We start from the raw sequence: 24,500 nt of genomic DNA, 5'->3' as shown, positions 1-24,500 counted from the left end.
TAAGATTTCTTTAAGTTGTGAAATAAAAACCTTTGCGAACTCTGCGTAAAACCTTGCGGACTTTGCGGTTAAATAAGTATTACAAGTCAAATTCTTCTTCTATCGACAGCGAATCATTTTTTACCGCAGTTGAATCCGGAGCTTTTATTCTGATTAAAGATCGTGCATTACCGGAAATATAAACCGGTAGTTGGCCTATTGTATCTTCAGGAACCAAAAGACCACGACGAAACATTAAATTCTTTAAAAACTTCTGGTTTTGTACCGCAAAGTCCCTTAGATTTCCCTGATCGTTAAACTGATACATGAATTTTCTTGGCTTCGGAATAATGGTGGCCAAATACAAACATTCATCCACATTTAATGCCGACGGACTTTTCTGGAAATAGAAATGACTTGCTTCGCCAATTCCGTAAACATTTGGTCCCCATTCTATAATGTTGAAATAAACCTCAAGCATTCTTTCTTTGCTTACTACGCGATTATTTTCAAGAATATAAACCAATAGAATTTCTTCGAGCTTACGCGAAAGTGTTTTTTCTCTGGTTAGGAACACATTTTTAATCAATTGCATGCTGATGGTGCTGGCGCCACGAGAGAATTTTTTGGTTCTGATATTCTTTAGAATAGATTGTTTGAAAGCTTCGTTGATAAAACCACGATGCTGAAAGAAAGACGGATCTTCGGTCGTCAAAACAGATTTTCTTAAATAAGGAGAAATCTGGTCTAGAGGCGTGTAATTAGGATTTGCATTTCCAACCAAAACTGGGCGTTGCAATACATTCTGGATAATGGCGCGATATACAAATTCGCCGTTTAATTTATTAAGATCGGCTTCTCCGTATTTGGTGATTTTTAGATCTTCTTTATTGAGTTTACTATCAAAAACTAAAGTATTTGGTTTGTTTTTATTGAATTTGAAATCCAGTTTATAATCGAAATTTCCGGTTGCTTCCATTCCCTGAAAATGTGTGAACAATCCATCAGGCAGGGAAACAATAAAATCTTGTGCCTTCATTTTTGGAATATCCACTTTCAAAGTGTAAATCGTATCTTTTTCGGTGCTGTACGAAATATAAGGTTTCACTTTTATCTTGTTCAACTGCATGGTCGAAGTACTGTCGATCGAAATAAAATCGTCTCCCAATAAAAAGCGATAATCAAAACGTGCATTTTTGATGATTACGTCTTTACTGGCAATTTTAGGATGATTGATTTTTAAATTGGTGATCGAAGTGTAACCGTCAATGTGCAATTCGCTTCCGTCTTTTTCTATGTTTTGAACATTTAGTCTGATAGAATCGAAACTTGCTTTTAAGTTATATCGCTCGTCTAAATACGGAACTCTGATTGCTCCGGTATCTAAATTGAAGAAACGAATATCAGCTTTTTTATTTCTTGGGTCAGCAAATCCTTTTATGTTCCATTTTTGGTCAAAATCTTTAGTTTGAACATGAAGATTGGTTTCGAGTTGTTTGTTGTCTAAAACCAGTTTATTTACAGCAACAGAAGTCTTTTTGCCATTGTCATCAATCTTGAAATTCAGATTTTCCAGTTTCATGTCTGTAGGGACCAGATTCAGTAATTTTGAAATAATGCGATACGCAAAAGCTGCGTATTTACGTTTTTCGTTTTTATCAGTATCGGCTTTGTCTTTCTTTAAAAAAGCATCAAAATTGCGGATATTTCCTTTTTTTACTAATTGAATATAACCGTTATTTACTTTTAAAGTTCCAATTTGTACATCACCAATTAATAAATTGGATAAACTGATGCTGGTTTCAATTTTTTCAATGTTACAAAGTGTATCAGTATTTTTAGGAACCAGAACAACATTGGTCAATTTAATACCATTTAAACCATCAAACGTAGCCGATTTTACAGAAAATGTACTGTTGTATTCGGTGTTCATCTTAGTTTTTACTTTGGCAATAGCTTGTTTTAAAAGCGAATCACGAAAAAAGTAAAAGCCTAAAAAAAGCACTACCAATACTAATGCAAGTATTATAAGTGCTTTGTATATTTTTTGTTTTGGGAATTTCATAAATGGAGATTGGTATTCGAAATTTTTCGCTTTTCAAAGCTAGTGTAAATTTAAATTTAAATTTATCAGCTTATAAAATTTTCCTTGTAAATTTTCTATAATGTTCTAAAGGTTTGATTTTGTTATTATTGTATTTTATGTTTTTCTAGATAATAGAAGGAATTTATGGTTTAGCGTCGAAATTGAGAGAAGCCGTAAAGTTTTACAATTTACACAATATATATTTGCCGAATTAATAATATTAAAATCAAACCAATGAAAATCTTAAAAAAAATTATGTTTTTGTCTTTTGCCATTTGCGCAATGGTGTTATCGTCATGCAGTAGTAATGATTCTGATGATGAAGGAACTCCGGACGATCAGGAAGAATTTATCAAATTCACATACAATGGAACAGTATACAATTTTGAGCCTGGCGTTCTGTCTTCGTTAAACATGAATATTATGGGAAGTACGGGAATTGATAACACGTACAAAAAAATCTCATTATGGACACCTTTGAATGTTACTAAGGGAAGCCATGATATCGTATATGATTTATCAAATATGGAGACTACTTATCAAGCGTCTTTTAGTTTTTTGCCTGCAATAAATAATGCTAATGCTAAATCTGGAAAAATAAATATTACCGCTGTTGATAATGAAAAAATTGAAGGTACATTTACTTTTTCGGGAACTACTTCAGGAGAACAGACATTTACTGTTACAGAAGGAAGTTTTAGAGTTTTAAAATAGATCTTATGCTCCTTTAAATAAAATTGCTCATGAAGATTTGTATAAAATTTTCATGAGCATTTTTTTATAATAGAAAATCTGTTTTTTGATTTTATCCAAATAAAATACCGGCTACGTCTTCAATTTTGGCAACAAGTTCAATTTTGATTCCAGGATTTTTTAAGGCGATTTTATTATATTTCGATACAAAAATAGTGGTGAAACCTAATTTTTCGGCTTCCTGAATTCTTTGATCGACACGATTTACAGGACGAATTTCTCCCGAAAGTCCAACTTCGCCGGCAAAACAGAATCCTTTTGTTACCGGAATATCTTCGTTTGAGGATAAAATGGCAGCAACAACAGCGAGGTCAATTGCAGGATCATCAACAGAAATTCCTCCTGTTACGTTCAAAAAGACATCTTTTGCGCCTAAACGAAATCCGGCTCTTTTTTCTAAAACCGCCAAAATCATGTTCAGTCTTTTGGCATTATATCCCGTTGTGCTTCGTTGTGGCGTTCCGTAAACGGCGGTACTTACCAGCGATTGTATTTCGATCATCAACGGACGCATGCCTTCCATAGTTGTAGCAATTGCCGTTCCCGACATTTCTTCGTCTTTGTGCGAAATCAATATTTCAGACGGATTGCTGACTTCGCGTAAACCGCTTCCTAACATTTCATAAATTCCAAGTTCAGCAGTAGAACCAAAACGGTTTTTTAGCGAACGCAAAATTCGGTAAACGTGATTTCTATCGCCTTCAAACTGCAAAACGGTATCAACCATATGTTCCAGAATCTTTGGTCCGGCGATGTTTCCGTCTTTCGTAATATGTCCGATTAAAATAACCGGAATATTGGTTTCTTTGGCAAACTTGATCAACTCGGCAGTGGTTTCTCTAATCTGAGAAATACTTCCGGCTGTAGATTCGATATAGTCCGTATGCAAAGTCTGAATTGAGTCGATAATGACAATTTCAGGCTGAATGGCTTCAATTTGTTTAAAGATATTCTGCGTTTTAGTTTCCGTCAGAATATAACAATTGTCGCTGTTTGGCGTAATTCTTTCGGCACGCATTTTTATTTGTTTCTGACTTTCTTCGCCCGAAACATATAAAGTTTTATAAGGTAATTTTAATGATATCTGAAGCAAAAGTGTACTTTTTCCAATTCCGGGTTCACCGCCCAAAAGTGTCAAAGATCCGGGAACAATTCCGCCACCCAAAACGCGATTCAATTCGCCATCAGTAGTATCCATACGGATTTCCTGAGTCGAGTCGATTTCATTTATTTTTAATGGACGCGGAGCTTTTCCAGTTGGAGTAGGTTCGCTTTTCCAGGCTACTTTTTCCTGCTTCTGAATGATTTCTTCAGCAATAGTATTCCATTCTTTGCAGGCATTGCATTGTCCTTGCCATTTGGCGTATTGGGTGCCGCAGTTCTGGCAAAAAAAAGAAGTTTTAACTTTAGACATTATTTACCGGTTTTTTCAAGTGTTTTCATTTGGTCGATTTTCTCGTACATCAAATCTTTGTTTAAATCGCCAATTGGCTCCATTTGCGAAGCATTTTGATATTTTTTTGAAGCTCTTTTAGGATCTCCCATTTTTTCATACATCAATCCTAATTCATATTCTCCTAACATGGCTTTTGGATAATTTACATTTCCAATTTCGGCCATTTTACCTAATTCGTCATAAGCATTCTTTTTCAGGATAAGGGTTTCTATAATTTTAAAATCACTTATTCTTACCGGAATCTGAACTCCCATAACTTTAGACATGGTATTGTATTTATTTTCCAGATAATCAGCGTAACCTGTTTCAAGAACGGCAATTTTGTTATTGTATTCGGCAGAATTTATAGGTCTGTACACTTCAAATATCTGATACAAAGCACTAGGAATTGCATGTAAAACCTGAGTGTAGTGTGTTGTGCCTTTAAATAAATCGTACTTATAATTTACTAAGGGATTATTAGCGATTTTAATATTACTGTCTAATTTTTCAATTGGTTCTTTGATCTTTTTATTGTCTCCATCTGCTGCAGACATATAGTAGAATAAAGGTTCTGTGATTTTGGCAAATTTTTCCGGTATTCTAATTTCCATTTTATTAGCCAATTCGGGACTAAAAGAAATGTAAGCACTAAAAAGAGGTTTTTCTTTATATAAATAAAAATTTATAAAACTTGCTGTTACATCATGGCCTGCAATAAGTCTAAAAGGCGATGTACGGTATTTTTTTTCGATGTAGGGAACTAGTTCAGCTCCAATAAATTCAAAGAAGTTGGCGCCTTTTTCAAACGGAAGTCCTGTATTTTGGTCGATTGTTGTGTCGTCTTCGCGTTCGTCATTTTTATTTTGATGAACACCAATGATAATCACTTCGGGTAAATCTCCCCAATACGATCCGTAACTTATGGCTCCGGAGAAAGGATCAAATAAATAATCGCCATCTAATAAATATAAAACCGGATATTTTTTTTCGGGATTCGTCTCGTAAGAAGCAGGAAGTCCGATAGTTATTCTTCGTTCTTCGCCAAGTTTCTCAGATTTGATGTTGTCGAATGTTTTCTGCGAAAAGACAGAAAAAGAAATTAAGGTAAGCAGTAAGTAAACTTTTTTCATGATTTGGGGCATTTCAGTGAATTAAAAAGTATTGAAATAGTGTAGCAATATAATACTTTATTTGCTTTTTTATTATTGTAGGATTTTTAAAATAGCAATGTAAATTCAGGTTTGTAATGAATAATTATTTTAACTGCAAAGTACACTAAGATTTTATCTAATAATATCTTCAGAAAACACAAAGTTCACAAAGCTTTGTATTGACTTAGCTTTGTGAACTTTGTGTTTTTTATAAACCCCTTACAGTAAAAAAACTTTGTGCGCTCTGCGGTAAATTTATTCTTATTTTTTTATCACTCCAGAAAGCTTTATTTATTCTTTAAAATCAAAAATTGAATTCAGCCAATAAAATATCGTTTGCACAAAAGTAAATTTGACAAACTACAATATAATTAATGTGTAAAGGGAAAGCTTAGGTTAGCGAATTATCGTTTTCATTAGGGAAAATGATCCATGGTTTGAAGGTTTTAGCCTCTTCAAATTCCAGGGTTGCATAAGATATAATGATAATGATGTCGTCTTTTTGAACTTTTCTGGCGGCAGGTCCGTTCAGGGTAATTTCTCCTGAATTTTTCTCTCCTTTTATAGCGTAAGTTTCAAAGCGTTCGCCATTATTAATGTTCACAATAGATACTTTTTCACCTTCAATAATGTTTGAGGCTTCCAGTAAAGTTTCATCAATAGTAATACTGCCAATATAATTTAAATCAGCTCCAGTTACTTTTACTCGATGAATTTTAGATTTTATAACTTGAATTTGCATGTTGCAAAGGTAAATTAATTTAATGAAATGGTGTCAATCAACCTTATAGAATTAACAAATACTGCTATAAATGCACGGTAGTTTTTGTCTTTACTTTTATGATTGATAGGTAATAATGTAGATTCGTCAGCAATTACAAAATATTCTAAGTCAAAACGCTCATTATCTTTGAAAGAATTTTCGACAAATTGAATCGTTTCTTCGGGAGTGCCGGTTTGAAATATTTCTTTTGCTTCGGTTAAAATCTTATATATAATAGAGGCTTCTTTTCTTTCTTCTGCGGTTAAGCGCTCATTACGAGAACTCATTGCCAATTGATTATCTTCTCTAAAAATTGGGCAGCCTACAACATTTACAGGTAAATGAGTTTTTTCGACCATTTTTTTAACGATTTGCAATTGTTGAAAATCTTTTTCTCCAAAATAAGCATTTGTAGGAGTTACAATTTCGAACAAACGTTTTACTATTGTTCCAACTCCGTTAAAATGTCCTAGCCTAAACTTGCCTTCCATTTGATTTTCTAATCCGTCGAAATCAAAATCCTGAGAAACGGGGTTTCCTTCGTAAATATCTTCTACAGATGGAGCATACAAAATCATTTTATCGCTCAAACCGCGCATTTTTTTTACGTCTTCGTCAAGTGTTCTTGGATATTTTTCGAGATCTTCGGGGTTATTGAACTGGGTTGGATTAACGAAAATACTTACAACGGTATCGTCGTTTTCCTTTATTGATCTTTGCATTAACGCCAGATGACCTTGGTGTAAAGCGCCCATTGTTGGTACAAATCCGATGGTTGAATTTGCGGTTTTGATAGTTTTTAAATAAGCTATCAAAGCTACTTTACCGTAGAAAATATGCATGGCAGTATTATTAAAATTTAGTGCAAACATAATATATTAGTTATAAACTGCATAAATTTTTGTAATTTTGCAACGTTTTTATTACCAAAAATTAAGTAAAATACTATTATGAAAGATAAGAGGATATTATATGTATCATCTGAAGTCGTGCCTTATTTGGCTGAAAATGAGGTTTCTTTAATGTCTTATGACGTTCCAAAAATGATCAACGATCAAGGAGGCCAGATAAGAATTTTCATGCCAAGATATGGAAATATCAACGAAAGAAGACACCAGTTACATGAAGTTATTAGACTTTCAGGAATGAATTTGGTAGTGAATGACTTAGATATGCCGTTGATTATCAAGGTAGCTTCTATTCCGAAAGAAAGAATTCAGGTTTATTTTATTGATAACGATGAATATTTTAAACGTAAAGCAACTTTTGCTGACGAAGAAGGAGTTTTGTATCCTGATAACGACGAACGAGCAATATTTTTTGCTAAAGGAGTTGTTGAAACGGTGAAAAAGCTAAATTGGGTTCCGGATATCATTCACGTGCATGGTTGGCTGGCTGCAATGTTGCCAATTTACATGAAGCACTATTATAAAAATGAAGCTTTATTTTCTGAAACCAAAATTGTTACCTCTGTTTACGGACAATCTTTTGATGAAAATCTGGATTTGGAAATGATAAATAAGGTGAAATTTGATGGAGTTCCTCATGAAGCAATTTCTGATTTAGAAACGCCAAACTATGAAAATGTCTTAAAAGCTAGTATATTACACTCTGATGCTGTAATTATCGCATCTGAAAACGTATCCCCAAGTTTAACAAAATTTATAGAATCTTCAGGAAAACCTTTTTTACCTTTCGCCACGAAAGATGCATTCGCTGAAGCGTATACAAATTTCTATAAAACAATGGGTCTTTAAATTTTAACATTATTATTAAACATGTATAATACTTCTTTTATTAAGAAAATTCTATTAGTAGCAACTGTTGTCCTTTTATATTCTTGTGATAAAGATTTTAATGAAATAGGTGAGGGTTTAATCGGAGACGATCATTTTGGTCTGGAACATACAGAATATGATGTTTTAGCTTATAATCAGGAAGTAACTCCAGTTCAGTCAAACGGATTGACGCTGAATGGTTTGGGTATATATGATGACGCAGTTTTTGGAACGACTACGGCAAACTTTGTAAGTCAGGTTGCTTTAGAAGCCAATGCACCAACTATTGGTGAATCGCCAGAAATTGAAAGTGTAGTACTTAGTGTTCCGTATTTTAGTCATGCAACTGCAGCAGATCCTAATGGAGGGAATTTGTATGCATTAGATTCTATTTACGGAGATAAAAATGGAAAACTTAAATTGAGTGTTTATGAGTCTGGTTATCAAATGCGTTCTTCGTATATAGATGGAGGTTCTCAATTTGCTCAATTGTATTACACAGATCAGGATGCTGATTTTTTTGGAAATATAGCTCCCCCGGGTAATCGACTAAATGATGCTGCTGATCCGTCGCAAAACGATGCGTTCTTTTTTAGTAACCTTCAACAGAAACAAGATTCAACGGTTGTAGATGCTAATGCTGCGGTAAAAAAGTATACTTATACTTATACTGCTCCAGAGATGCGCTTAAAATTAAACAAACAGTTTTTTCTTGATAAAATCCTTAAAGCACCAGCTTCAAAGCTTTCTTCTACAATAGTTTTTCAGGAATATTTTAGAGGGTTATATTTTAAAGTAGAAAAATCTGGAAGCAGTCCGACGAATTTAGCACTTTTGAATTTTTTCAAACAAAGTGGTAATGCTAAAATCACGATCAAGTACAAAGCTAAGACTGCTATAGCTACAGATCCTGAGGAGACAATGGAAGATAAGACTTTGGTTATTAATCTATCCGGAGCTTCTACAGGTTTGTATAATGATGCTAAAAATCCTGATTATGCTGCTGCAATAGCAAGTCCAAATAAAGCTACAGGAGATGAACGACTTTATTTAAGAGGAGGTCAGGGATCACTTGCTGTTATTGAATTATTTGGTAAAACCGATTTAATAAGTTATGATGATCAGGGTAATGTAGTGACTAAGTCCAATGGTGTTTCAGATCAATTAGATGAAATTAGAAATAATGTTAAGCATAAAAACTGGCTGGCTAATGAAGCTAATTTAGTTTTTTCTATTGACGCAGCTAAAATGACAGGAATCTGGGAACCAAAAAGAATTTATTTATATGATTTAGTTAATAGTATACCAATCGTAGATTTTAGCACAGACGGATCTACAGATGGTGTTAATGGTAAAATTGTTTATAGTGGTATAATTAATTTAGACCCTACAACAAAAAGAGGTACGACGTACAAAATTAGATTAACGAGCCATATTCGTAATCTGATAAAAGATGCAACTGTAAAAAATGTAAAATTAGGTTTGGTGGTTACTGGAGATATCAATACAATAACCTCAGGTAAATTAAAAAATAGAATTTTAATTGATCCAAAGAATAATCCAAATGACTATTTTTCAGATGTACCAAGAGCTTCAATTATGAGTCCGTTAGGAACAGTATTGTTTGGAGGAAATATTCCTTCGACTGATGCTAACTATGCGAAAAGACTTCAATTGCAAGTGTACTACACGAAACCAAATTAATAAGAATATATGTGTGGAATTGTTGGATATATCGGTCATAGAGAGGCTTATCCTATTGTTATCAAGGGATTAAAGCGGCTCGAGTACAGAGGATATGATAGTGCGGGTGTCATGTTATATGATGCCGAAACAGGTATAAAAGTTTGTAAAACAAAAGGTAAAGTCTTAGATCTTGAAGCTAAAGCAAAAGAAGGTTTTACTACAAACGGAACTATAGGAATTGGGCATACGCGTTGGGCAACACATGGTGTGCCAAACGATGTAAACTCACATCCTCATCTTTCTAATTCAGGTGAGTTGGTTATTATTCATAATGGAATCATTGAGAATTATGCGCCGCTTAAAGAGGAATTAATCAAAAGAGGATATACTTTTAAATCTGATACAGATACTGAAGTTTTAGTCAATTTGATTGAGGAAGTTCAGAAGAAAGAAGGAATAAAATTGGGTAAAGCAGTTCAGATTGCTTTAAATCAAGTGGTAGGAGCGTATGCAATTGCTGTTTTTGATAAAAAAAATCCAAACGAAATTGTTGCTGCAAGATTAGGTAGTCCGTTAGCGATTGGTGTTGGCGAAGGAGAATATTTTATTGCTTCTGATGCTTCGCCTTTTATCGAATATACTTCGAATGCCATTTATCTTGAAGATGGTGAAATGGCAAACATTAGATTGCACAAGCCTCTTAAAGTTAGAAAAATTAAAGATGACTCTTTAGTAGATCCTTATATCCAGGAGCTTCAAATGAATTTGGAGCAAATTGAAAAAGGTGGTTATGATCATTTCATGCTGAAAGAAATCTACGAACAGCCAAGTGTTATAAAAGATACTTACAGAGGAAGGCTTCATGCGAATGAAGGAATTGTTCAGATGGCAGGTGTTGAGGATAACTTAGAAAAATTCTTAAACGCAAAACGTATTCTAATTGTAGCATGCGGTACTTCATGGCACGCAGGTTTAGTAGCGGAATATATTTTTGAAGAATTTACACGTATTCCTGTTGAAGTAGAATACGCTTCTGAGTTTAGATACAGAAACCCAATTATCAATAAAGATGATGTTGTAATTGCTATTTCTCAATCCGGAGAAACGGCTGATACAATGGCGGCTATAAAACTGGCTAAAGAAAACGGAGCTTTTGTTTTTGGAGTTTGTAATGTGGTAGGATCTTCTATTTCAAGAGAAAGTCACGCAGGTGCTTATACACATGCAGGGCCAGAAATTGGAGTAGCTTCTACAAAAGCATTTACAACTCAAATTACAGTTTTAACCATGATTGCTTTGCGATTAGGTAAAGCAAAGGGGACTTTGTCGAATACTGATTACCGTACGTACTTGCAAGAATTGGAAATAATTCCTGAAAAAGTAGCAGAGGCATTACAAACAAACGATAGAGCAAAAGAAATTGCTGCAGTATTTAAAGATGCTCCAAACTGTTTGTATTTAGGTCGTGGATATAATTTCCCGGTTGCATTAGAAGGAGCTTTAAAGCTTAAAGAGATCTCATACATTCACGCTGAAGGTTATCCTGCTGCGGAAATGAAACACGGTCCAATTGCTTTGATCGACGAGCATATGCCTGTTATTGTAATTGCACCAAAACAAGGTCACTACGATAAAATTGTAAGTAACATTCAGGAAATTAAATCAAGAAGCGGTAAAATCATCGCTGTAGTAACTAAAGGTGATACTCAGGTTCGTGAGTTAGCTGATTATGTTATTGAGATTCCTGAAACTTCAGATGCGTTGTCTCCATTAATTACAACAATACCTTTACAGTTGCTATCTTATTATATAGCCGTAATGAGAGGTTGTAATGTAGATCAGCCGCGTAACTTAGCAAAATCAGTTACTGTAGAATAGATTTTATTTCAATATAGTATTTAAAAAAGCGAGACGGGAGTCTCGCTTTTTTTGTGGCTATGAGTGAATTGTTTTTGTTGAATATTGCTTTATTGTTTTTGTTTGATCAAAAGAAGGAATATGTTAAAAAGAGGGGATTTTAATCTTCATTTTTTTTATTGTCAGATTATTTTTTCGCACTTGCTATTTTTACTAAATCCTTAAAAAATTGCATAAAAATTATATGTATGCATAGTATTTTGATAAATCTATATGATTAATTTGATTTTAATTTAATAAATGTAATTGATGAAAAGTTAAAATTGTAACTAAATTTATATAGAATATTTATTTTTTTTAACATTTTTTTATTAATATCAAAAATATTTGTATTTTGGCTATATAAACTAACCAAAAACAAATCCAAATGAGAGTGTATTTGCTAATTATGTTGTTTTTCAGCGGAATATCCTTTGCGCAGAATACAATTACTGGTTCTGTTACTGATAGTAACAAACAATCTATTCCTGGTGCTAATATTAATTTAGTAGGAAGCTCTACCGGAACTTCTACTGATTTTGATGGCTCTTTTAAATTAAATACTTCGGCTAAACTTCCTTTTACGATTAAGGTTTCGGCAGTAGGGTTTGAAAGTAAAACAATTAATGTCACCTCGGTAAACCAAAAAATCAATGTGGTTTTAAAAGATGAAGAAACAAAGCTAGATGAAATTGTTGTTTCGGCTTCAAGAACTCCGGAGCGTGTGATTGAATCTCCGGTTACTATTGAAAGAATGGGGCTTCAGGAAATTAAAAATACAACAGCAGCTACTTTTTATGATGGTTTAGAAAATTTAAAAGAGGTTAATTTTAATACCAGTAGTATTTCTTTTAAATCGATAAATACGCGTGGTTTTGCTACAGTAGCAAATACACGTTTTATGCAGTTGGTTGACGGAATGGATAATTCATCACCGGCCCTGAACTTTGTATTGGGTAACTTAATTGGTGTTTCTGATATTGATGTAGCTAGTGTTGAGCTTTTGCCTGGGGCATCTTCTGCATTATACGGGGCGAACGCTTTTAATGGTATTATGTTTATGACTAGTAAAAGTCCTTTTACTAATGAAGGAATAAGTGTTTACTATAAATACGGGCAAACAAGTCAGAATGCTGCCGGAACAAATGATTACAATGATTTTGGAATCAGGGCAGCAAAAGCGTTTACCAAGCATTTTGCAATGAAAGCGAATTTTACCTACATGGAAGCTTCTGAATGGATTGCGGCCGATACAAGAAGTATGACCGGTGGTTCTGTTGGGCATGCTAATAATCCGAATTATGATGGATTGAATATATATGGAGATGAGGTTACAACTTTTATTCCGAATGTTGGGCAAGTAAGTAGAACGGGATATCGTGAGCAGGATTTGACTGATAATAAAGTGCAAAGTATGAAGGCCGATTTTAGTGCTCATATAAAGCCGTGGGCAGATGATACTGAAATTATATTGCAATATAAAATTGGTACAGGAAGTACAATTTATCAAGGAGCAAACAGATATGCTTTGAAAGATTTCCTGATGCAACAAGGGAAATTTGAAATAAAAGGAAAGAACTTTTTTGGAAGAGTTTATTTTACAAGTGAAGATGCTGGAAATTCTTATGATATGAGATTTGCCGGATGGAATGTGAACAGATTGGCAAAATCAGATAAAAACTGGTTTACAGATTACGGAACGGCTTATCAATTGTCTTCGGCTGTACTTGGTCTTAATGCAACGGATGCTTCTAATTATGCGCGTAATTTTGCAGACTATAATGTTTCGCCAAACTTACCATTGGTACCAAATATTGATCCGCTTAATCCAAGTGCTCCAAGATCGGCAAGGTTTGAACCTGGTTCTCCGCAATTCAATAGCGCACTGGCGACAGTTACTTCTAATCCTGATTTAACTCAGGGAGCTAAATTTATCGATCATTCAAAATTATATCATTCAGATGTAAATTATAATTTGAGAGATGTTATCAAATTTGCTGAAATTCAGGTTGGTGGTTCATGGAGAAAATATATAATGGATTCAGAAGGAACAATCTTTACAGATTATGATGGTCCAATCGAATATAAAGAATATGGAGCGTATGCTCAATTGCAAAAAAAATGGATGGACGACAGATTGAAGTTTACAGGATCTATTCGTTATGACAAAAGCCAGAATTTTGATGGTAATGTTTCGCCAAGAATCTCTTTTGTTTATTCTGCAGGGGAATCAAAAAGACATAATTTCAGAGCATCTTATCAAACAGGTTTTCGTAATCCAACAACTCAGGATCAATACATTGGTTTAGATTTAGGGCCTTTTGCATTAGTGGGTTCTGCGAGAGACAATTTAGATCGTTTTCAGGAAACTCAACCTGTGAGTCTGGCTGGTCAGGCTATACCGGGTGCGAATATAGGGCCAACAGTTAACTTGTCAGGTCGTAGCGCTTATGAAAATTCATATACATTAGCTTCTGTTCAGGCATTTGCGGCTTCTTCAAACCCTGCTGATCTTAAAGTTGCAAATCCTAGCCTGGTAAAACCAGAGCAAGTACACGCTTTTGAGGTAGGATATCGTACGGTAGTGCAAAATGATTTGTCGATTGATATCAATGCTTACTACAATATTTATAATGACTTTATGAATACTTCAAGAGTGATTACTCCTTATTATGGAACAGCGGGGACTAATTCTACAGATCCTAGTGTTCAGTTAGGTTATGCTGCTTTGGCTTTTGGAGACAGAAGAGTGTATCAAATTTATACTAATACTTCTGCTCAAATTACATCATTAGGTTTTGGGGTTGGTTTGTCTAAAAAAGTATATAAAGACTTTGAATTAGGAGTTAACTATAATTATGCTCAATTTGATTTTGATCAAACAGAAGATCCAAGTTTTGTTGCTGGATTTAATACTCCAAAACATAGAATCAAAGGTTCTTTTGGAAATGCTAAAGTGACTAAAAACTTAGGCTTCAATATTAATGTAAGATGGAATACGGAATATTTATGGCAGTCTTCTTTTGGGGATGGTATGATTCCGGAAAATACAGTTCTTGATGCTCAGATTAATTATGGTATTCCAAAATTGAAATCTGTTATTAAAGTTGGGGCAACAAATCTTTTTGGAAAAGATTATCTTCAGGTAGTTGGTGCAGGTATGATTGGTCAAATGTGGTTTGCTTCATGGGTGATTAATCCTTAAATGAAAATGATGATGTAATCAAAATGTTTTTCTTTCTTTTTGTGATTCATTAAATAAGAAAGAGCTAATAATTTAAAAGTTAACAACATGAAAAAAAATATAAAATGGCTGCTTTTGGTTTCTTTAATCGTTGCAGCATGTAATAATGATGATAGTAATGATGAGCCTGTAGAGGTGCCGGTTGTTCCGGGATCTGCGGTTTTTACTAAATATGTAGCGCTTGGAGATTCTTTTGCCGCAGGTTACAGTGATGGAGCGTTGTTTGCAAAAGGGCAGAGTAATGCATATACTAATATATTGTCGCAGCAATTTGCTGCTGCTGGCGGAGGTGCTTTCACAACTCCTTACATGCTGGATAATATTGGTGGATTTTCTTCTGGAGGTGCTCAGATTGCTAAATTTCCAACAAGGTATATTTTTGAGCCTGTTACAAGAAGCCCTGTAAATGTTCCGGGAGTTTCCGGTACGGCGATAACTGCACGCTTAACGGGTTCTTTTAGTAATATGGGTATTCCGGGTGCTAAAAGTTTTCATTTACTAGCTCCGGGATACGGTAATCTTGCCGGTGTTTTTGCGACACCTGCAACAGCAAATCCATATTTTGCACGTTTTTCTTCTTCGCCTACTACAAGTATTCTGGCTGATGCTATGGCTCAGGCTCCTACATTCTTTTCTTTGTTTATAGGAGGTAACGATGTTTTGGGTTATGCTACAAATGGTGGTGTGCCTACTTCTCAGGATCCTGTTTTAGGAGATGATATTACGCCAACGGCAACTTTTAATTTTGCATATAATACTCTTGTTAATACTTTAACAGCAAATGGTGCAAAAGGAGTGGTTGCTAATTTACCATACATTACAACATTACCGCATTTTACGACAGTGCCTTATAATCCGCTTACGGCAAAATCAATTGGTTTAGAAAATGAAGTAGTTGGTCTGGCTACGATTAAGTTGCTTAATGCACAATTATATGGTCCGCTAAAAGCGGCCTTAACAGCTCTTGGTGCAGGAGACAGAATTAATTTGCTATCTGAAACTTCTACGAGCCCAGTGCTAATGAAAGATGAGGCATTGCCTAATCTGGCTACCAAGTTGGCAGAAATATTTACGCCAACATTAGGAGCGCAGACAGCAGGTTTTTACGGAGCGATATTTGGTCAGGCGAGACAAGCAAAGCCTACAGATTTGATATTGTTAACGACAAGGAATGCTATAGGTAAAGCGCCAAAAGCTGATGAATCTGGTGTAGGGATTGCTCCTCCATATCCATTAAATGCATTTGGAATATCATTTCCATTACAAGATAAGCATGTGTTGATTCCGACTGAAATTGAAGAAATTAGAGTAGCAACAGATGCTTACAATGTAATAATTGCAGCTGCTGCAGAGGCAAAAGGATTGGCTTTTGTAGATACAAAAGGGGTAATGACTAAATTGTCCAGCGGAGGAATTCGTTTCGGAAATTTCACAATGACTTCTTCGTATGCAGTTGGAGGTGCATTTTCGCTTGACGGTGTGCACCCTAGCCCAAGAGGGTATGGTTTGATTGCTAATATTTTCATAGATGCCATCAATGCAAAATATGGTTCGACGCTGCGTCATGTAGATTTGGGGACATATCCTATTCAATATCCATTAACGATTCAATAGTTTTAATTTTTTTAATATAAAAGCCACTCATTTTGAACATGTAGTGGCTTTTTTTTATTATGTTAAAAAATGCCATTTTGCATATTTGAAGCCTTAGATTTATGAATCAAACAAAATCGTAGTATTTTTTATAAAAAAAATATTGATTTTATATTTTAAAAAATTATCTTTGCGCTTTGAAAAAAGAGGTATTTTCGATAAACCTAAATAGCTATTTAATAAATACATAAGTAATGTCAAAAGTAATAGGAAAAGTTGCTCAAATCATTGGACCAGTAGTTGACGTAGTTTTCAACGGTAAGGATGTTGAACTTCCAAAAATTTATGATTCACTAGAAATCACTAAAAAAGACGGAACATTGTTAGTTCTAGAAGTACAATCTCACATCGGTGAAAACACTGTGCGTACCATTTCTATGGACTCTACAGACGGTTTGTCAAGAGGATATGAAGTAGTTGGAACTGGAAATCCAATCCAAATGCCAATCGGTCCAGATGTATATGGAAGATTATTCAATGTAATTGGAGATGCAATTGATGGTTTAGGAAACTTGCCAAAAACAGGAGAAAACGGTTTGTCTATTCACAGACAAGCTCCTAAATTTGAAGATTTATCAACTTCATCAGAAGTTTTATTCACAGGTATTAAAGTAATCGATTTGATCGAGCCTTATGCAAAAGGAGGTAAAATTGGATTGTTTGGTGGTGCAGGTGTTGGTAAAACTGTATTGATTCAGGAGTTGATCAACAATATCGCAAAAGGTCACGGTGGACTTTCTGTATTCGCAGGAGTAGGAGAAAGAACACGTGAAGGAAATGACTTACTTCGTGAGATGTTAGAGTCAGGAATTATTAAATACGGTGATGATTTCATGCACTCTATGGAAAATGGAGGATGGGATTTATCTAAAGTAGATATGCCAGGAATGAGAGAGTCTAAAGCTACTTTCGTTTTCGGACAAATGAATGAGCCTCCTGGAGCTCGTGCCCGTGTAGCACTTTCAGGATTATCTATCGCTGAGTATTTCCGTGATGGAGCTGGAACTGATCAAGGTAAAGACGTATTGTTTTTCGTTGATAACATCTTCCGTTTTACACAAGCAGGTTCTGAGGTGTCAGCACTTTTAGGACGTATGCCTTCTGCAGTAGGATACCAACCAACTTTGGCAACAGAGATGGGAGCGATGCAAGAGCGTATTACATCTACAAACAAAGGATCTATTACATCTGTACAGGCGGTTTACGTTCCTGCGGATGATTTAACTGACCCGGCACCAGCAACAACGTTTGCTCACTTAGATGCAACAACTGTATTGTCTCGTAAAATTGCTGAGCTAGGTATTTATCCAGCGGTTGACCCGTTAGATTCTACTTCAAGAATTTTGACTCCTCAAATTTTAGGAAATGAGCACTACGACTGTGCACAAAGAGTAAAAGAGATTCTTCAAAAATACAAACAATTGCAAGATATTATTGCGATCCTTGGTATGGAAGAATTATCTGAAGAAGATAAATTATCAGTATCAAGAGCACGTCGTGTTCAACGTTTCTTATCTCAACCTTTCCACGTAGCGGAGCAATTTACAGGTATTCCTGGAGTTTTGGTTGATATTAAAGATACTATCAAAGGATTTAACATGATTATCGACGGTGAGTTAGATCATCTTCCGGAAGCAGCTTTCAACTTGAAAGGTTCTATCCAGGATGCTATCGAAGCTGGAGAAAAAATGTTGGCTGAAGCTTAATATAGTTTTAAGTTATGAGTTATGAGTTATGAGTTTAGCAAAGCTTTACCGAACTTATAACTCATAACTCATAACTCATAACTCAAAAATTATGATTTTAGAAATAGTATCACCAGAAGCAAAATTATTTTCGGGAGAAGTAACTTCGGTTACGTTACCTGGAGTTGATGGAAGCTTTCAAATATTGAATAATCACGCTCCTATTGTTTCTATTTTAGAAAAAGGAACTGTAAAAATTGCAGCGCCAAGTTTTAATCTTTCTAAAGAAGTAGCGGGTAAATTTACGAGAGTAAACGACCAAACTTATACATTAGAGATTGAGTCAGGAACTATCGAGATGAAAGACAATAAAGTAATTGTTTTAGTTGACTAAGACAATTCAAATAAATAAGTGAAAAGCCAGACAGAGATGTCTGGCTTTTTTTATGCTTTCTGTAGTAATGTTATCTGCTTGTGAAAGTGTTTTGTTTTTAGTTAATTTTTTAATGTCCTTTCGGGTTTGGCAATATTATATAATGATAATGTGAGAAATTAACAAAAAAGATAAAAATAGAATAAAAAATGTGTAAGTATTTTTCTATATACATACTACATTTGTAAGTATATTAACACTTAAATATTTTATTATGAAAAAAGCTTTTTTAGGAATGCTAGTAATAGCATTAGGTTTTGGAACAATGTCGTTGACTACAAGTTCTAATGATGTTGCTAATTCTTCAATAAAAAATCAACAAAGAGTTGATGTTGTAAATGTTGCATTTAGTACAACTTATACAGCGCCCTGGTTAGGAGTTTGTTGTGAGTCGCCACTTAGTGCGGTTGAGCGAGATCTTATTAAACGTGGACTTCCGCCTACTAATTACACTATTTTAAGTACTACAAGTACCACTGTAACTTATAAAGTGAATTGATTCAAGTCAGTAGACATAAAGCATTTATAATAGTAACACTTAAATAATTTTATTATGAAAAAAGTTTTTTTAGCGATGCTGGTATTAGCATTAGGTTTTGGAACTATGTCGTTCTCTAAAAGTTTTAGTGATGCCGCTCAACCTTCAATTGCCAATAAAAAGCAAGTTCAGGTAAATGCTGCATTTGGTGCTACCTATACAATTCCATGGAATAGCTGTTGCGAATCGCCGCTTATTCCTATCGAACGTGATATCGTTCAGCGTGGATTGCCAGTAGGTACTACCTATACTATCAAAAGTACCACAGTTAATTCTGTAACCTATACAATTTTTTAGTACTAATAAAAAATTATAATAAATAGAGTGTTTCCTGATAATTTAATCAATTGTGTAAGAACATCATATTTAAAAATTATAAAATAAATGAAAAAGCCATTGATTCAGTTGAATGGCTTTTTTGTTTTATATTTGGACTATTAAAATCTCTTTATAAAATATTGATTGTTTATAAAAGCTCAGTAAGCTTTTATTATTTCGTTTTATCATCTTGATAAGATGAAATTATCTATGTCAAATTTTATAAAGAATACAAATGAAAACTATATATAAAGTTGCCGTATTGGGCGGTGGAGGAAGAACTGGAAATTACATTGTAAAGCAGTTATTGAAAAAAGGATTGAGCATAAAAGTTCTGTTGCGACATCCTAAGAATTTTACCATTCAAAGTTCACAAATCGAAATTATTAAAGGCGATGCGCTTGATATCGAATCTATAAAATTATTACTAAAAGATTGTCAGGCTGTAATTAGTACCGTTGGTCAGCGAAAAGACGAACCACTTGTTGCAAGTTCAGCGACAAATAATATTCTGAAAGTAATGAGCGATTACGGAATCGAACGTTATGTTTTATTAGCCGGATTAAACATTGATACGCCATTCGATAAAAAAAGTACCAAAACTCAAATGGCAACAGATTGGATGAAAACCAATTTTCCTTTAATTCAGGAAGACCGACAAAAAGCTTATGATTTATTAGTCGAAAGTGCCATAGATTGGACACAGATTCGGGTTCCTTTTATTGAATTTACCAATGTAAGTACTGAAATTTCAGTAAATTTAGAAGATTGTTTGGGAGATAAAATTAGTGCTTTTAACATTGCAGATTTTATGATTCAGGAAATAATCGATTCGAAATTTAGCAGGCAATCACCATTTATAAGCGCGATTTAAAAAATAAGTTAAATAACAGCGGGCTTATCAAACCCGCTGTTTATTTAATATCAACTTCTATTTCATAACTTTGCTTTTATGAAATTAGCCAAAAACCTTATTCAAAAGCTTGAAAATCGTAAGCAGAATAATTCGCTTAGAAAATTGCCTGTGTTTAATAATTTAGTTGATTTTTCTTCTAATGACTATATTGGGTTTTCAAAATCGGAATCTATTTTTAAACAGACTCATGCTTATTTATTAGAAAATGAAATTTTTCAGAATGGTGCTTCGGGATCCCGATTGATTTCAGGCAATCATTCATTATATCAAATAGCAGAAACGTTTATAGCAGAGTTTCATGACGCTGAATCGGCTTTAATCTTTAATTCGGGTTACGATGCCAATGTTGGTTTTTTTAGCGCTGTACCGCAGCGAAATGATGTTATATTATATGATGAATTAAGTCACGCTTCTATTCGTGACGGAATTGTAATGTCGAATGCCAAATCGTATAAATTCAACCATAATGATTTTGAAGATTTAGAAAGGCTTATTGTTAAATTCCAATCTTCTATCACAGGTCTTGGTGGTCCAAATCCAATTAACATTTACATTGTTACAGAAACTGTTTTTTCTATGGATGGCGATAGTCCGAACTTAGAAGAATTAGTTGCGCTTTCTGAAAAATACAATTGTTATTTAGTCGTTGATGAAGCACATACTTTAGGTGTTTTTGGAGAAAAGGGTGAAGGTTTGACGCAATATCTTCAATTACATAATAGAATTTTTGCGAGAATTATGACTTTCGGGAAAGGCTTGGGATGTCATGGTTCTGTTATTTTAGGAAGTACAGATCTTAAAGAATATCTGGTAAATTTTGCCAGAAGTTTTATTTATACAACCGGATTATCTCCACATTCTGTTGCCACAATTTTGATAGCGTATCAGCAATTACAAATTGAGAAAGAAACAATCGAAAAATTACGTCAAAATATTGTGTTATTCAATCAGCAGAAAAACTTGCTAGGATTAAAACCCATGTTTGTTCGAAGTAAATCGGCCATACAATCTGCCATTGTTCCCGGTAACGAAAATGCAAAGCAATTGGCACAACAATTACAAGATAAAGGTTTTGATATAAAAGCAATTCTTTCGCCAACTGTTCCCGAAGGACAGGAACGTTTGAGGTTTTGTATTCATAGTTATAACTCTGAAGAAGAAATAAATCAGGTTCTTGAATTGTTAGGAAATTTCGTATTTTAGCCCACGGATGAAAACGGGTTAAATGGGTTCACGCGGATTATGATGAAAGATCTATTGCATAACGAAATATCAAAACCAATTCTACAAGTTTTTTATGATGTCTATAATCAACTTGGTTATGGTTTTCTGGAGAAAGTATAGCAAAATGCAATGTACTTTGAATTAAAATCGCAAGGATATAAAGTTGAAGCTCAGAAACAAATTAAATATATTTCAAAAATCAATTAGTGGGTGAATTTTATGCTGATTTACTAATTGAGGATTGTATAATTATTGAACTTAAGGCATGTGAACATCTTATAAGTCCACACGTAGCTCAATTGATGAATTATTTAAAAGCAACAAATATAGAAGTTGGGTTGGTTTTAAACTTTGGCGAAAGCCCAGATTTTAAAAGATTAATTTATACAAATAACAGAAAATCTAATATAAAAAATCTGTGACAATCAGTTTGATCCGTTTTAATCTGTGGCCAATTTTATAAGTATTCTAAAAAAAGACTACTCTCATTACCCGTATTTCCTCACTTCTATAAAAAAGTTTAAATTATTTTGTAACGTTTTGATTGTTTGATCACTTACGAGTCGTAATCAAATAAACCAAAATAATTATGAAAACTATAATCACTTCAGTAAAAAGATTCATCTGTAATGTATTGCTTTTTTTAACAACAATTCAAGTAATCTTTTCTGTAATAAACCATCATTTGTATGGTAAGCCTTATCCTCATTTTTTTATAATAATTGTTTGTTTGCTTGTGGCAACTTTGGCATGGATAAAAAGTGAAAAATACAGCAAACAATAACGGGAGTTTTAATCATCAAATCAATCAATAATACTAATCAATCAACAAAATGAAAAATTTATTTACATCAGTAGCAGCAGTAATCGCTTTAGTTTTTAGCGGTACAATTCATGGACAAACAAAATCTCCAAAATTAGAAAATTCATTGTTATGGGAGGTTTCAGGAAACGGACTTTCAAAACCATCTTATGTTTACGGAACAATTCATGGTATCTGCCCAACGGATTATTTTATGGCAGAAAAAACAAAAAATGCATTTCAGAAATCAGATAAACTAATTTTAGAGATCAACTTAGCTGATCCAATTGAAATGGCCGATATGCAAAAAGCAGGTATTGCTTCAGAACCATTAAGTAAGACATTATCGCCGGAACAATTGTCGAAATTAGATGCCGTTTTACAAAAAAATACCGGTCTAAAAATTAAGCACTTAGACGGTTTTACTTTATCTGCTATTATGGGTTTTATCTCTATGAAAACATTTGACTGTGAAACCTTAAAATCATATGAATCAGATTTTATAGATTTGGCTAAAAAAGAAAATAAAAGTATTGGAGGTTTCGAAACCGTAAAAAAGCAAACAAATGTGTTGGTAAATGCTTATACAGATTCAGAATTAATTGAGACTGTGGAAGATTTTAGTAAAGCCGAAACGAAGAAAATGGTAGAAGATTATAAAGCAGAAAATGTCATGAATGTTTATAATGATCTTGCAAACGAAAAGTTGATGACTAAAAATGCCAAAAAATGGATACTTGATGACCGCAATAAAGATTGGGCTCAGAAAATGCCCGAAATGATGAAAAAGGAAAGTTTGTTTGTAGCAGTTGGTGTAGGGCATTTGCCAGGTGAAGAAGGAGTAATTAATTTATTGAGAAAAGCAGGATATAAAGTAAAACCAGTAACGAAATAGTATCGTTTTGAAAGAGAAAGAACAAGAATTTTTAAAAAGGATCGAAAGTCATAAAGGAATACTTTACAAAGTTTCTAAAATGTACATGGACAATCATGACGATCAGCAGGATTTGTTTCAGGAGATTGTTTGCCAGCTCTGGAAATCGTATGATTCTTTTAGAAACGAAAGTCAGTTTTCGACCTGGATGTATCGCGTTGCAGTAAATACGGCGATTGTTTTTTTAAAGAAAGAAAAACGAAAGGTTGATAAATACGAAATCGCCTCAGAAAACATCAAAGACGATGAGGGAGATTCTCATATCAAAGAAAGTCAGATCGATCATTTTTATAAAGCGGTTCAGAAATTGGAGAAAATAGATAAAGCAATCATTTTCTATCAGCTGGAAGGTTTTTCTCATAAAGAAATAGGAGAAAATTTGGGAATATCTGAAGGCAATGCAAGGGTGAAATTAAACAGAGCAAAAGAAAAATTAAAAGAAATAATAAAAAATCAAGGATATGGATTTTAACGATATACAAAACGCATGGAATAACGAAAAGACAGATAATGTTGTTGTTCCGGATAATTTAGAAAAAATACAATCAGCAAATATGCCTTTGGAAAAAATTAGGAAAAATTTGCGCACAGAACTTTTTGGACAGATTCTGGCTTTGATCATTATAGGTTTTTTGCCACTATATCATGAATTTCCTTCAAAATTCGTAGGGCCTTATTATTTTATATACGGAATAGTGGCGGCAATAAGTATTTACTATTTGTCTAAGCTTTTTCTATTTTATAAGAGATTGGATAAAGCAGCATTAACAACGAAAGACAGTTTATATGAAACCTATTATGATATTAGGCTTAATATGCAGCTTTACAAAACTTTTACGTTTGCACTGGCTCCTTTTTTCATGATCTATCTGGCTGGTTATTTGATTTTTGGAACTCCTGGTTCAACCGAAATTTTAAATGGGAATTTTGAAAATGAAAAATTAGTATTAAAAGTGGTAATTTTCATGATAACAATGTTGCTTATTGGTGTTTTGACAGAGTGGTGGGTGAGTTTTTATTATGGAAAATATGCGAAAGAAATCAAAAAAGTTATTGACGAATTAAAAGAAGAATAAAAACAATCAGACCCATCGTAATGATGGGTTTTGTTTTTTAGGTATTTTTACACCATTGGCCACTGATAAAACGGATGTAACGGATTTACACAGATTATTTGTCTTTTGGGTGATAGTAATTAATTAAAAAAAAATCCGCTTTAACCT

21 protein-coding genes are annotated in these 24,500 nt (G+C 33.8%); 16 read left to right on the top strand and 5 right to left on the bottom strand.

Annotated elements, in window-relative coordinates:
• Window positions 1-79: 79 nt before the first annotated feature.
• A complete protein-coding gene (locus tag LNP81_RS04560; RefSeq protein WP_230033756.1) occupies window positions 80-2,044 on the bottom strand; it encodes a transglycosylase domain-containing protein in 1,965 nt (654 codons plus the stop codon).
• A 255-nt stretch (window positions 2,045-2,299) separates the two neighbouring features.
• On the opposite strand from LNP81_RS04560, the gene LNP81_RS04555 reads away from it, so the two are divergent.
• Window positions 2,300-2,779 (top strand): DUF6252 domain-containing protein, encoded by a 480-nt coding sequence (locus LNP81_RS04555; protein ID WP_230033754.1) that lies wholly within the window; start codon window positions 2,300-2,302, stop codon window positions 2,777-2,779.
• A gap of 91 nt (window positions 2,780-2,870) precedes the next feature.
• Here the strand turns inward: LNP81_RS04555 and radA are convergent, their stop codons facing one another.
• From radA to panC, 4 genes are all read right to left on the bottom strand, one after another.
• Window positions 2,871-4,232, bottom strand: a complete 1,362-nt coding sequence (gene radA / locus LNP81_RS04550; RefSeq protein WP_065451965.1) for a DNA repair protein RadA — start codon at window positions 4,230-4,232, stop codon at window positions 2,871-2,873.
• Window positions 4,232-5,386 carry an alpha/beta hydrolase gene (locus LNP81_RS04545; protein ID WP_230033752.1) on the bottom strand — a complete coding sequence of 385 codons (1,155 nt, stop codon included), beginning with the start codon at window positions 5,384-5,386 and terminating at the stop codon, window positions 4,232-4,234. Before LNP81_RS04545 ends, radA begins: the two co-directional genes overlap by 1 nt.
• Before the next feature lie 412 nt (window positions 5,387-5,798).
• The gene (gene panD / locus LNP81_RS04540; protein ID WP_026727479.1) at window positions 5,799-6,149 is read right to left on the bottom strand and encodes an aspartate 1-decarboxylase; all 351 of its coding nucleotides are present in this window, start codon (window positions 6,147-6,149) and stop codon (window positions 5,799-5,801) included.
• A gap of 14 nt (window positions 6,150-6,163) precedes the next feature.
• Window positions 6,164-7,042: a pantoate--beta-alanine ligase gene (panC, locus tag LNP81_RS04535; protein ID WP_230033750.1), complete on the bottom strand. Its 879-nt coding sequence runs from the start codon at window positions 7,040-7,042 to the stop codon at window positions 6,164-6,166.
• A 78-nt stretch (window positions 7,043-7,120) separates the two neighbouring features.
• Here panC and LNP81_RS04530 point away from each other — a divergent pair, with 78 nt between their 5' ends.
• From LNP81_RS04530 to LNP81_RS04460, 15 genes are all read left to right on the top strand, one after another.
• A complete protein-coding gene (locus tag LNP81_RS04530; RefSeq protein WP_056248169.1) occupies window positions 7,121-7,927 on the top strand; it encodes a glycogen/starch synthase in 807 nt (268 codons plus the stop codon).
• Between the two features lie 21 nt (window positions 7,928-7,948).
• Window positions 7,949-9,652: a BamH family beta-barrel-assembly machinery protein gene (gene bamH, locus LNP81_RS04525; RefSeq protein WP_230033748.1), complete on the top strand. Its 1,704-nt coding sequence runs from the start codon at window positions 7,949-7,951 to the stop codon at window positions 9,650-9,652.
• A 9-nt stretch (window positions 9,653-9,661) separates the two neighbouring features.
• Window positions 9,662-11,512: a glutamine--fructose-6-phosphate transaminase (isomerizing) gene (gene glmS / locus LNP81_RS04520; protein WP_230033746.1), complete on the top strand. Its 1,851-nt coding sequence runs from the start codon at window positions 9,662-9,664 to the stop codon at window positions 11,510-11,512.
• A gap of 406 nt (window positions 11,513-11,918) precedes the next feature.
• Window positions 11,919-14,735, top strand: a complete 2,817-nt coding sequence (locus tag LNP81_RS04515; RefSeq protein WP_230033744.1) for a carboxypeptidase-like regulatory domain-containing protein — start codon at window positions 11,919-11,921, stop codon at window positions 14,733-14,735.
• 87 nt (window positions 14,736-14,822) lie between these two features.
• Window positions 14,823-16,388, top strand: coding sequence for a G-D-S-L family lipolytic protein (locus LNP81_RS04510; RefSeq protein WP_230033742.1), 1,566 nt, complete (start codon window positions 14,823-14,825; stop codon window positions 16,386-16,388).
• Between the two features lie 233 nt (window positions 16,389-16,621).
• Complete coding sequence (atpD, locus tag LNP81_RS04505) at window positions 16,622-18,133, top strand: F0F1 ATP synthase subunit beta (RefSeq protein WP_047777068.1); 1,512 nt, start codon at window positions 16,622-16,624, stop codon at window positions 18,131-18,133.
• A 91-nt stretch (window positions 18,134-18,224) separates the two neighbouring features.
• On the top strand, window positions 18,225-18,506 hold the full coding sequence (locus LNP81_RS04500; RefSeq protein WP_078006752.1) for a F0F1 ATP synthase subunit delta/epsilon: 282 nt from the start codon (window positions 18,225-18,227) through the stop codon (window positions 18,504-18,506).
• Window positions 18,507-18,780: 274 nt separating this feature from the next.
• On the top strand, window positions 18,781-19,044 hold the full coding sequence (locus LNP81_RS04495) for a hypothetical protein (RefSeq protein WP_147424175.1): 264 nt from the start codon (window positions 18,781-18,783) through the stop codon (window positions 19,042-19,044).
• Window positions 19,045-19,098: 54 nt separating this feature from the next.
• Window positions 19,099-19,380, top strand: coding sequence for a hypothetical protein (locus tag LNP81_RS04490; RefSeq protein WP_230033741.1), 282 nt, complete (start codon window positions 19,099-19,101; stop codon window positions 19,378-19,380).
• 256 nt (window positions 19,381-19,636) lie between these two features.
• Window positions 19,637-20,275 (top strand): NAD(P)-dependent oxidoreductase, encoded by a 639-nt coding sequence (locus LNP81_RS04485; RefSeq protein WP_230033740.1) that lies wholly within the window; start codon window positions 19,637-19,639, stop codon window positions 20,273-20,275.
• 78 nt (window positions 20,276-20,353) lie between these two features.
• Window positions 20,354-21,520: an aminotransferase class I/II-fold pyridoxal phosphate-dependent enzyme gene (locus tag LNP81_RS04480; protein ID WP_230033739.1), complete on the top strand. Its 1,167-nt coding sequence runs from the start codon at window positions 20,354-20,356 to the stop codon at window positions 21,518-21,520.
• Window positions 21,521-21,747: 227 nt separating this feature from the next.
• Window positions 21,748-21,963 (top strand): GxxExxY protein, encoded by a 216-nt coding sequence (locus LNP81_RS04475; RefSeq protein ID WP_230033738.1) that lies wholly within the window; start codon window positions 21,748-21,750, stop codon window positions 21,961-21,963.
• Window positions 21,964-22,374: 411 nt separating this feature from the next.
• A complete protein-coding gene (locus LNP81_RS04470; RefSeq protein WP_230033737.1) occupies window positions 22,375-23,238 on the top strand; it encodes a TraB/GumN family protein in 864 nt (287 codons plus the stop codon).
• A 7-nt stretch (window positions 23,239-23,245) separates the two neighbouring features.
• Entirely contained in the window at window positions 23,246-23,749 is a 504-nt protein-coding gene (locus tag LNP81_RS04465) for an RNA polymerase sigma factor (protein ID WP_078006758.1), read from the top strand.
• Window positions 23,739-24,353, top strand: a complete 615-nt coding sequence (locus LNP81_RS04460; RefSeq protein ID WP_230033736.1) for a hypothetical protein — start codon at window positions 23,739-23,741, stop codon at window positions 24,351-24,353. The genes LNP81_RS04465 and LNP81_RS04460 overlap by 11 nt, the downstream gene beginning before the upstream one ends.
• Window positions 24,354-24,500: the final 147 nt, after the last annotated feature.

The sequence above is a fragment of the Flavobacterium piscisymbiosum genome (assembly GCF_020905295.1).
Classification (GTDB): Bacteria; Bacteroidota; Bacteroidia; order Flavobacteriales; family Flavobacteriaceae; genus Flavobacterium; species Flavobacterium piscisymbiosum.
The sequence above is the reverse complement of the archived record's forward strand: the minus strand, read 5'-3'. Positions and strand labels throughout refer to the sequence as shown.

What these genes read in the sequence shown, in the direction of transcription:
- LNP81_RS04555 (WP_230033754.1), top strand. Translation starts at nt 2,300, where the DNA reads ATGAAAATCTTAAAAAAAATTATGTTTTTGTCTTTTGCCATTTGCGCA.
- LNP81_RS04460 (WP_230033736.1), top strand. Translation starts at nt 23,739, where the DNA reads ATGGATTTTAACGATATACAAAACGCATGGAATAACGAAAAGACAGAT.
- atpD (WP_047777068.1), top strand. Translation starts at nt 16,622, where the DNA reads ATGTCAAAAGTAATAGGAAAAGTTGCTCAAATCATTGGACCAGTAGTT.
- panC (WP_230033750.1), bottom strand. Translation starts at nt 7,042, where the DNA reads ATGTTTGCACTAAATTTTAATAATACTGCCATGCATATTTTCTACGGT.
- LNP81_RS04470 (WP_230033737.1), top strand. Translation starts at nt 22,375, where the DNA reads ATGAAAAATTTATTTACATCAGTAGCAGCAGTAATCGCTTTAGTTTTT.
- bamH (WP_230033748.1), top strand. Translation starts at nt 7,949, where the DNA reads ATGTATAATACTTCTTTTATTAAGAAAATTCTATTAGTAGCAACTGTT.
- LNP81_RS04515 (WP_230033744.1), top strand. Translation starts at nt 11,919, where the DNA reads ATGAGAGTGTATTTGCTAATTATGTTGTTTTTCAGCGGAATATCCTTT.
- glmS (WP_230033746.1), top strand. Translation starts at nt 9,662, where the DNA reads ATGTGTGGAATTGTTGGATATATCGGTCATAGAGAGGCTTATCCTATT.
- LNP81_RS04490 (WP_230033741.1), top strand. Translation starts at nt 19,099, where the DNA reads ATGAAAAAAGTTTTTTTAGCGATGCTGGTATTAGCATTAGGTTTTGGA.
- LNP81_RS04485 (WP_230033740.1), top strand. Translation starts at nt 19,637, where the DNA reads ATGAAAACTATATATAAAGTTGCCGTATTGGGCGGTGGAGGAAGAACT.
- panD (WP_026727479.1), bottom strand. Translation starts at nt 6,149, where the DNA reads ATGCAAATTCAAGTTATAAAATCTAAAATTCATCGAGTAAAAGTAACT.
- LNP81_RS04560 (WP_230033756.1), bottom strand. Translation starts at nt 2,044, where the DNA reads ATGAAATTCCCAAAACAAAAAATATACAAAGCACTTATAATACTTGCA.
- LNP81_RS04510 (WP_230033742.1), top strand. Translation starts at nt 14,823, where the DNA reads ATGAAAAAAAATATAAAATGGCTGCTTTTGGTTTCTTTAATCGTTGCA.
- LNP81_RS04480 (WP_230033739.1), top strand. Translation starts at nt 20,354, where the DNA reads ATGAAATTAGCCAAAAACCTTATTCAAAAGCTTGAAAATCGTAAGCAG.
- radA (WP_065451965.1), bottom strand. Translation starts at nt 4,232, where the DNA reads ATGTCTAAAGTTAAAACTTCTTTTTTTTGCCAGAACTGCGGCACCCAA.
- LNP81_RS04545 (WP_230033752.1), bottom strand. Translation starts at nt 5,386, where the DNA reads ATGAAAAAAGTTTACTTACTGCTTACCTTAATTTCTTTTTCTGTCTTT.
- LNP81_RS04495 (WP_147424175.1), top strand. Translation starts at nt 18,781, where the DNA reads ATGCTAGTAATAGCATTAGGTTTTGGAACAATGTCGTTGACTACAAGT.
- LNP81_RS04530 (WP_056248169.1), top strand. Translation starts at nt 7,121, where the DNA reads ATGAAAGATAAGAGGATATTATATGTATCATCTGAAGTCGTGCCTTAT.
- LNP81_RS04500 (WP_078006752.1), top strand. Translation starts at nt 18,225, where the DNA reads ATGATTTTAGAAATAGTATCACCAGAAGCAAAATTATTTTCGGGAGAA.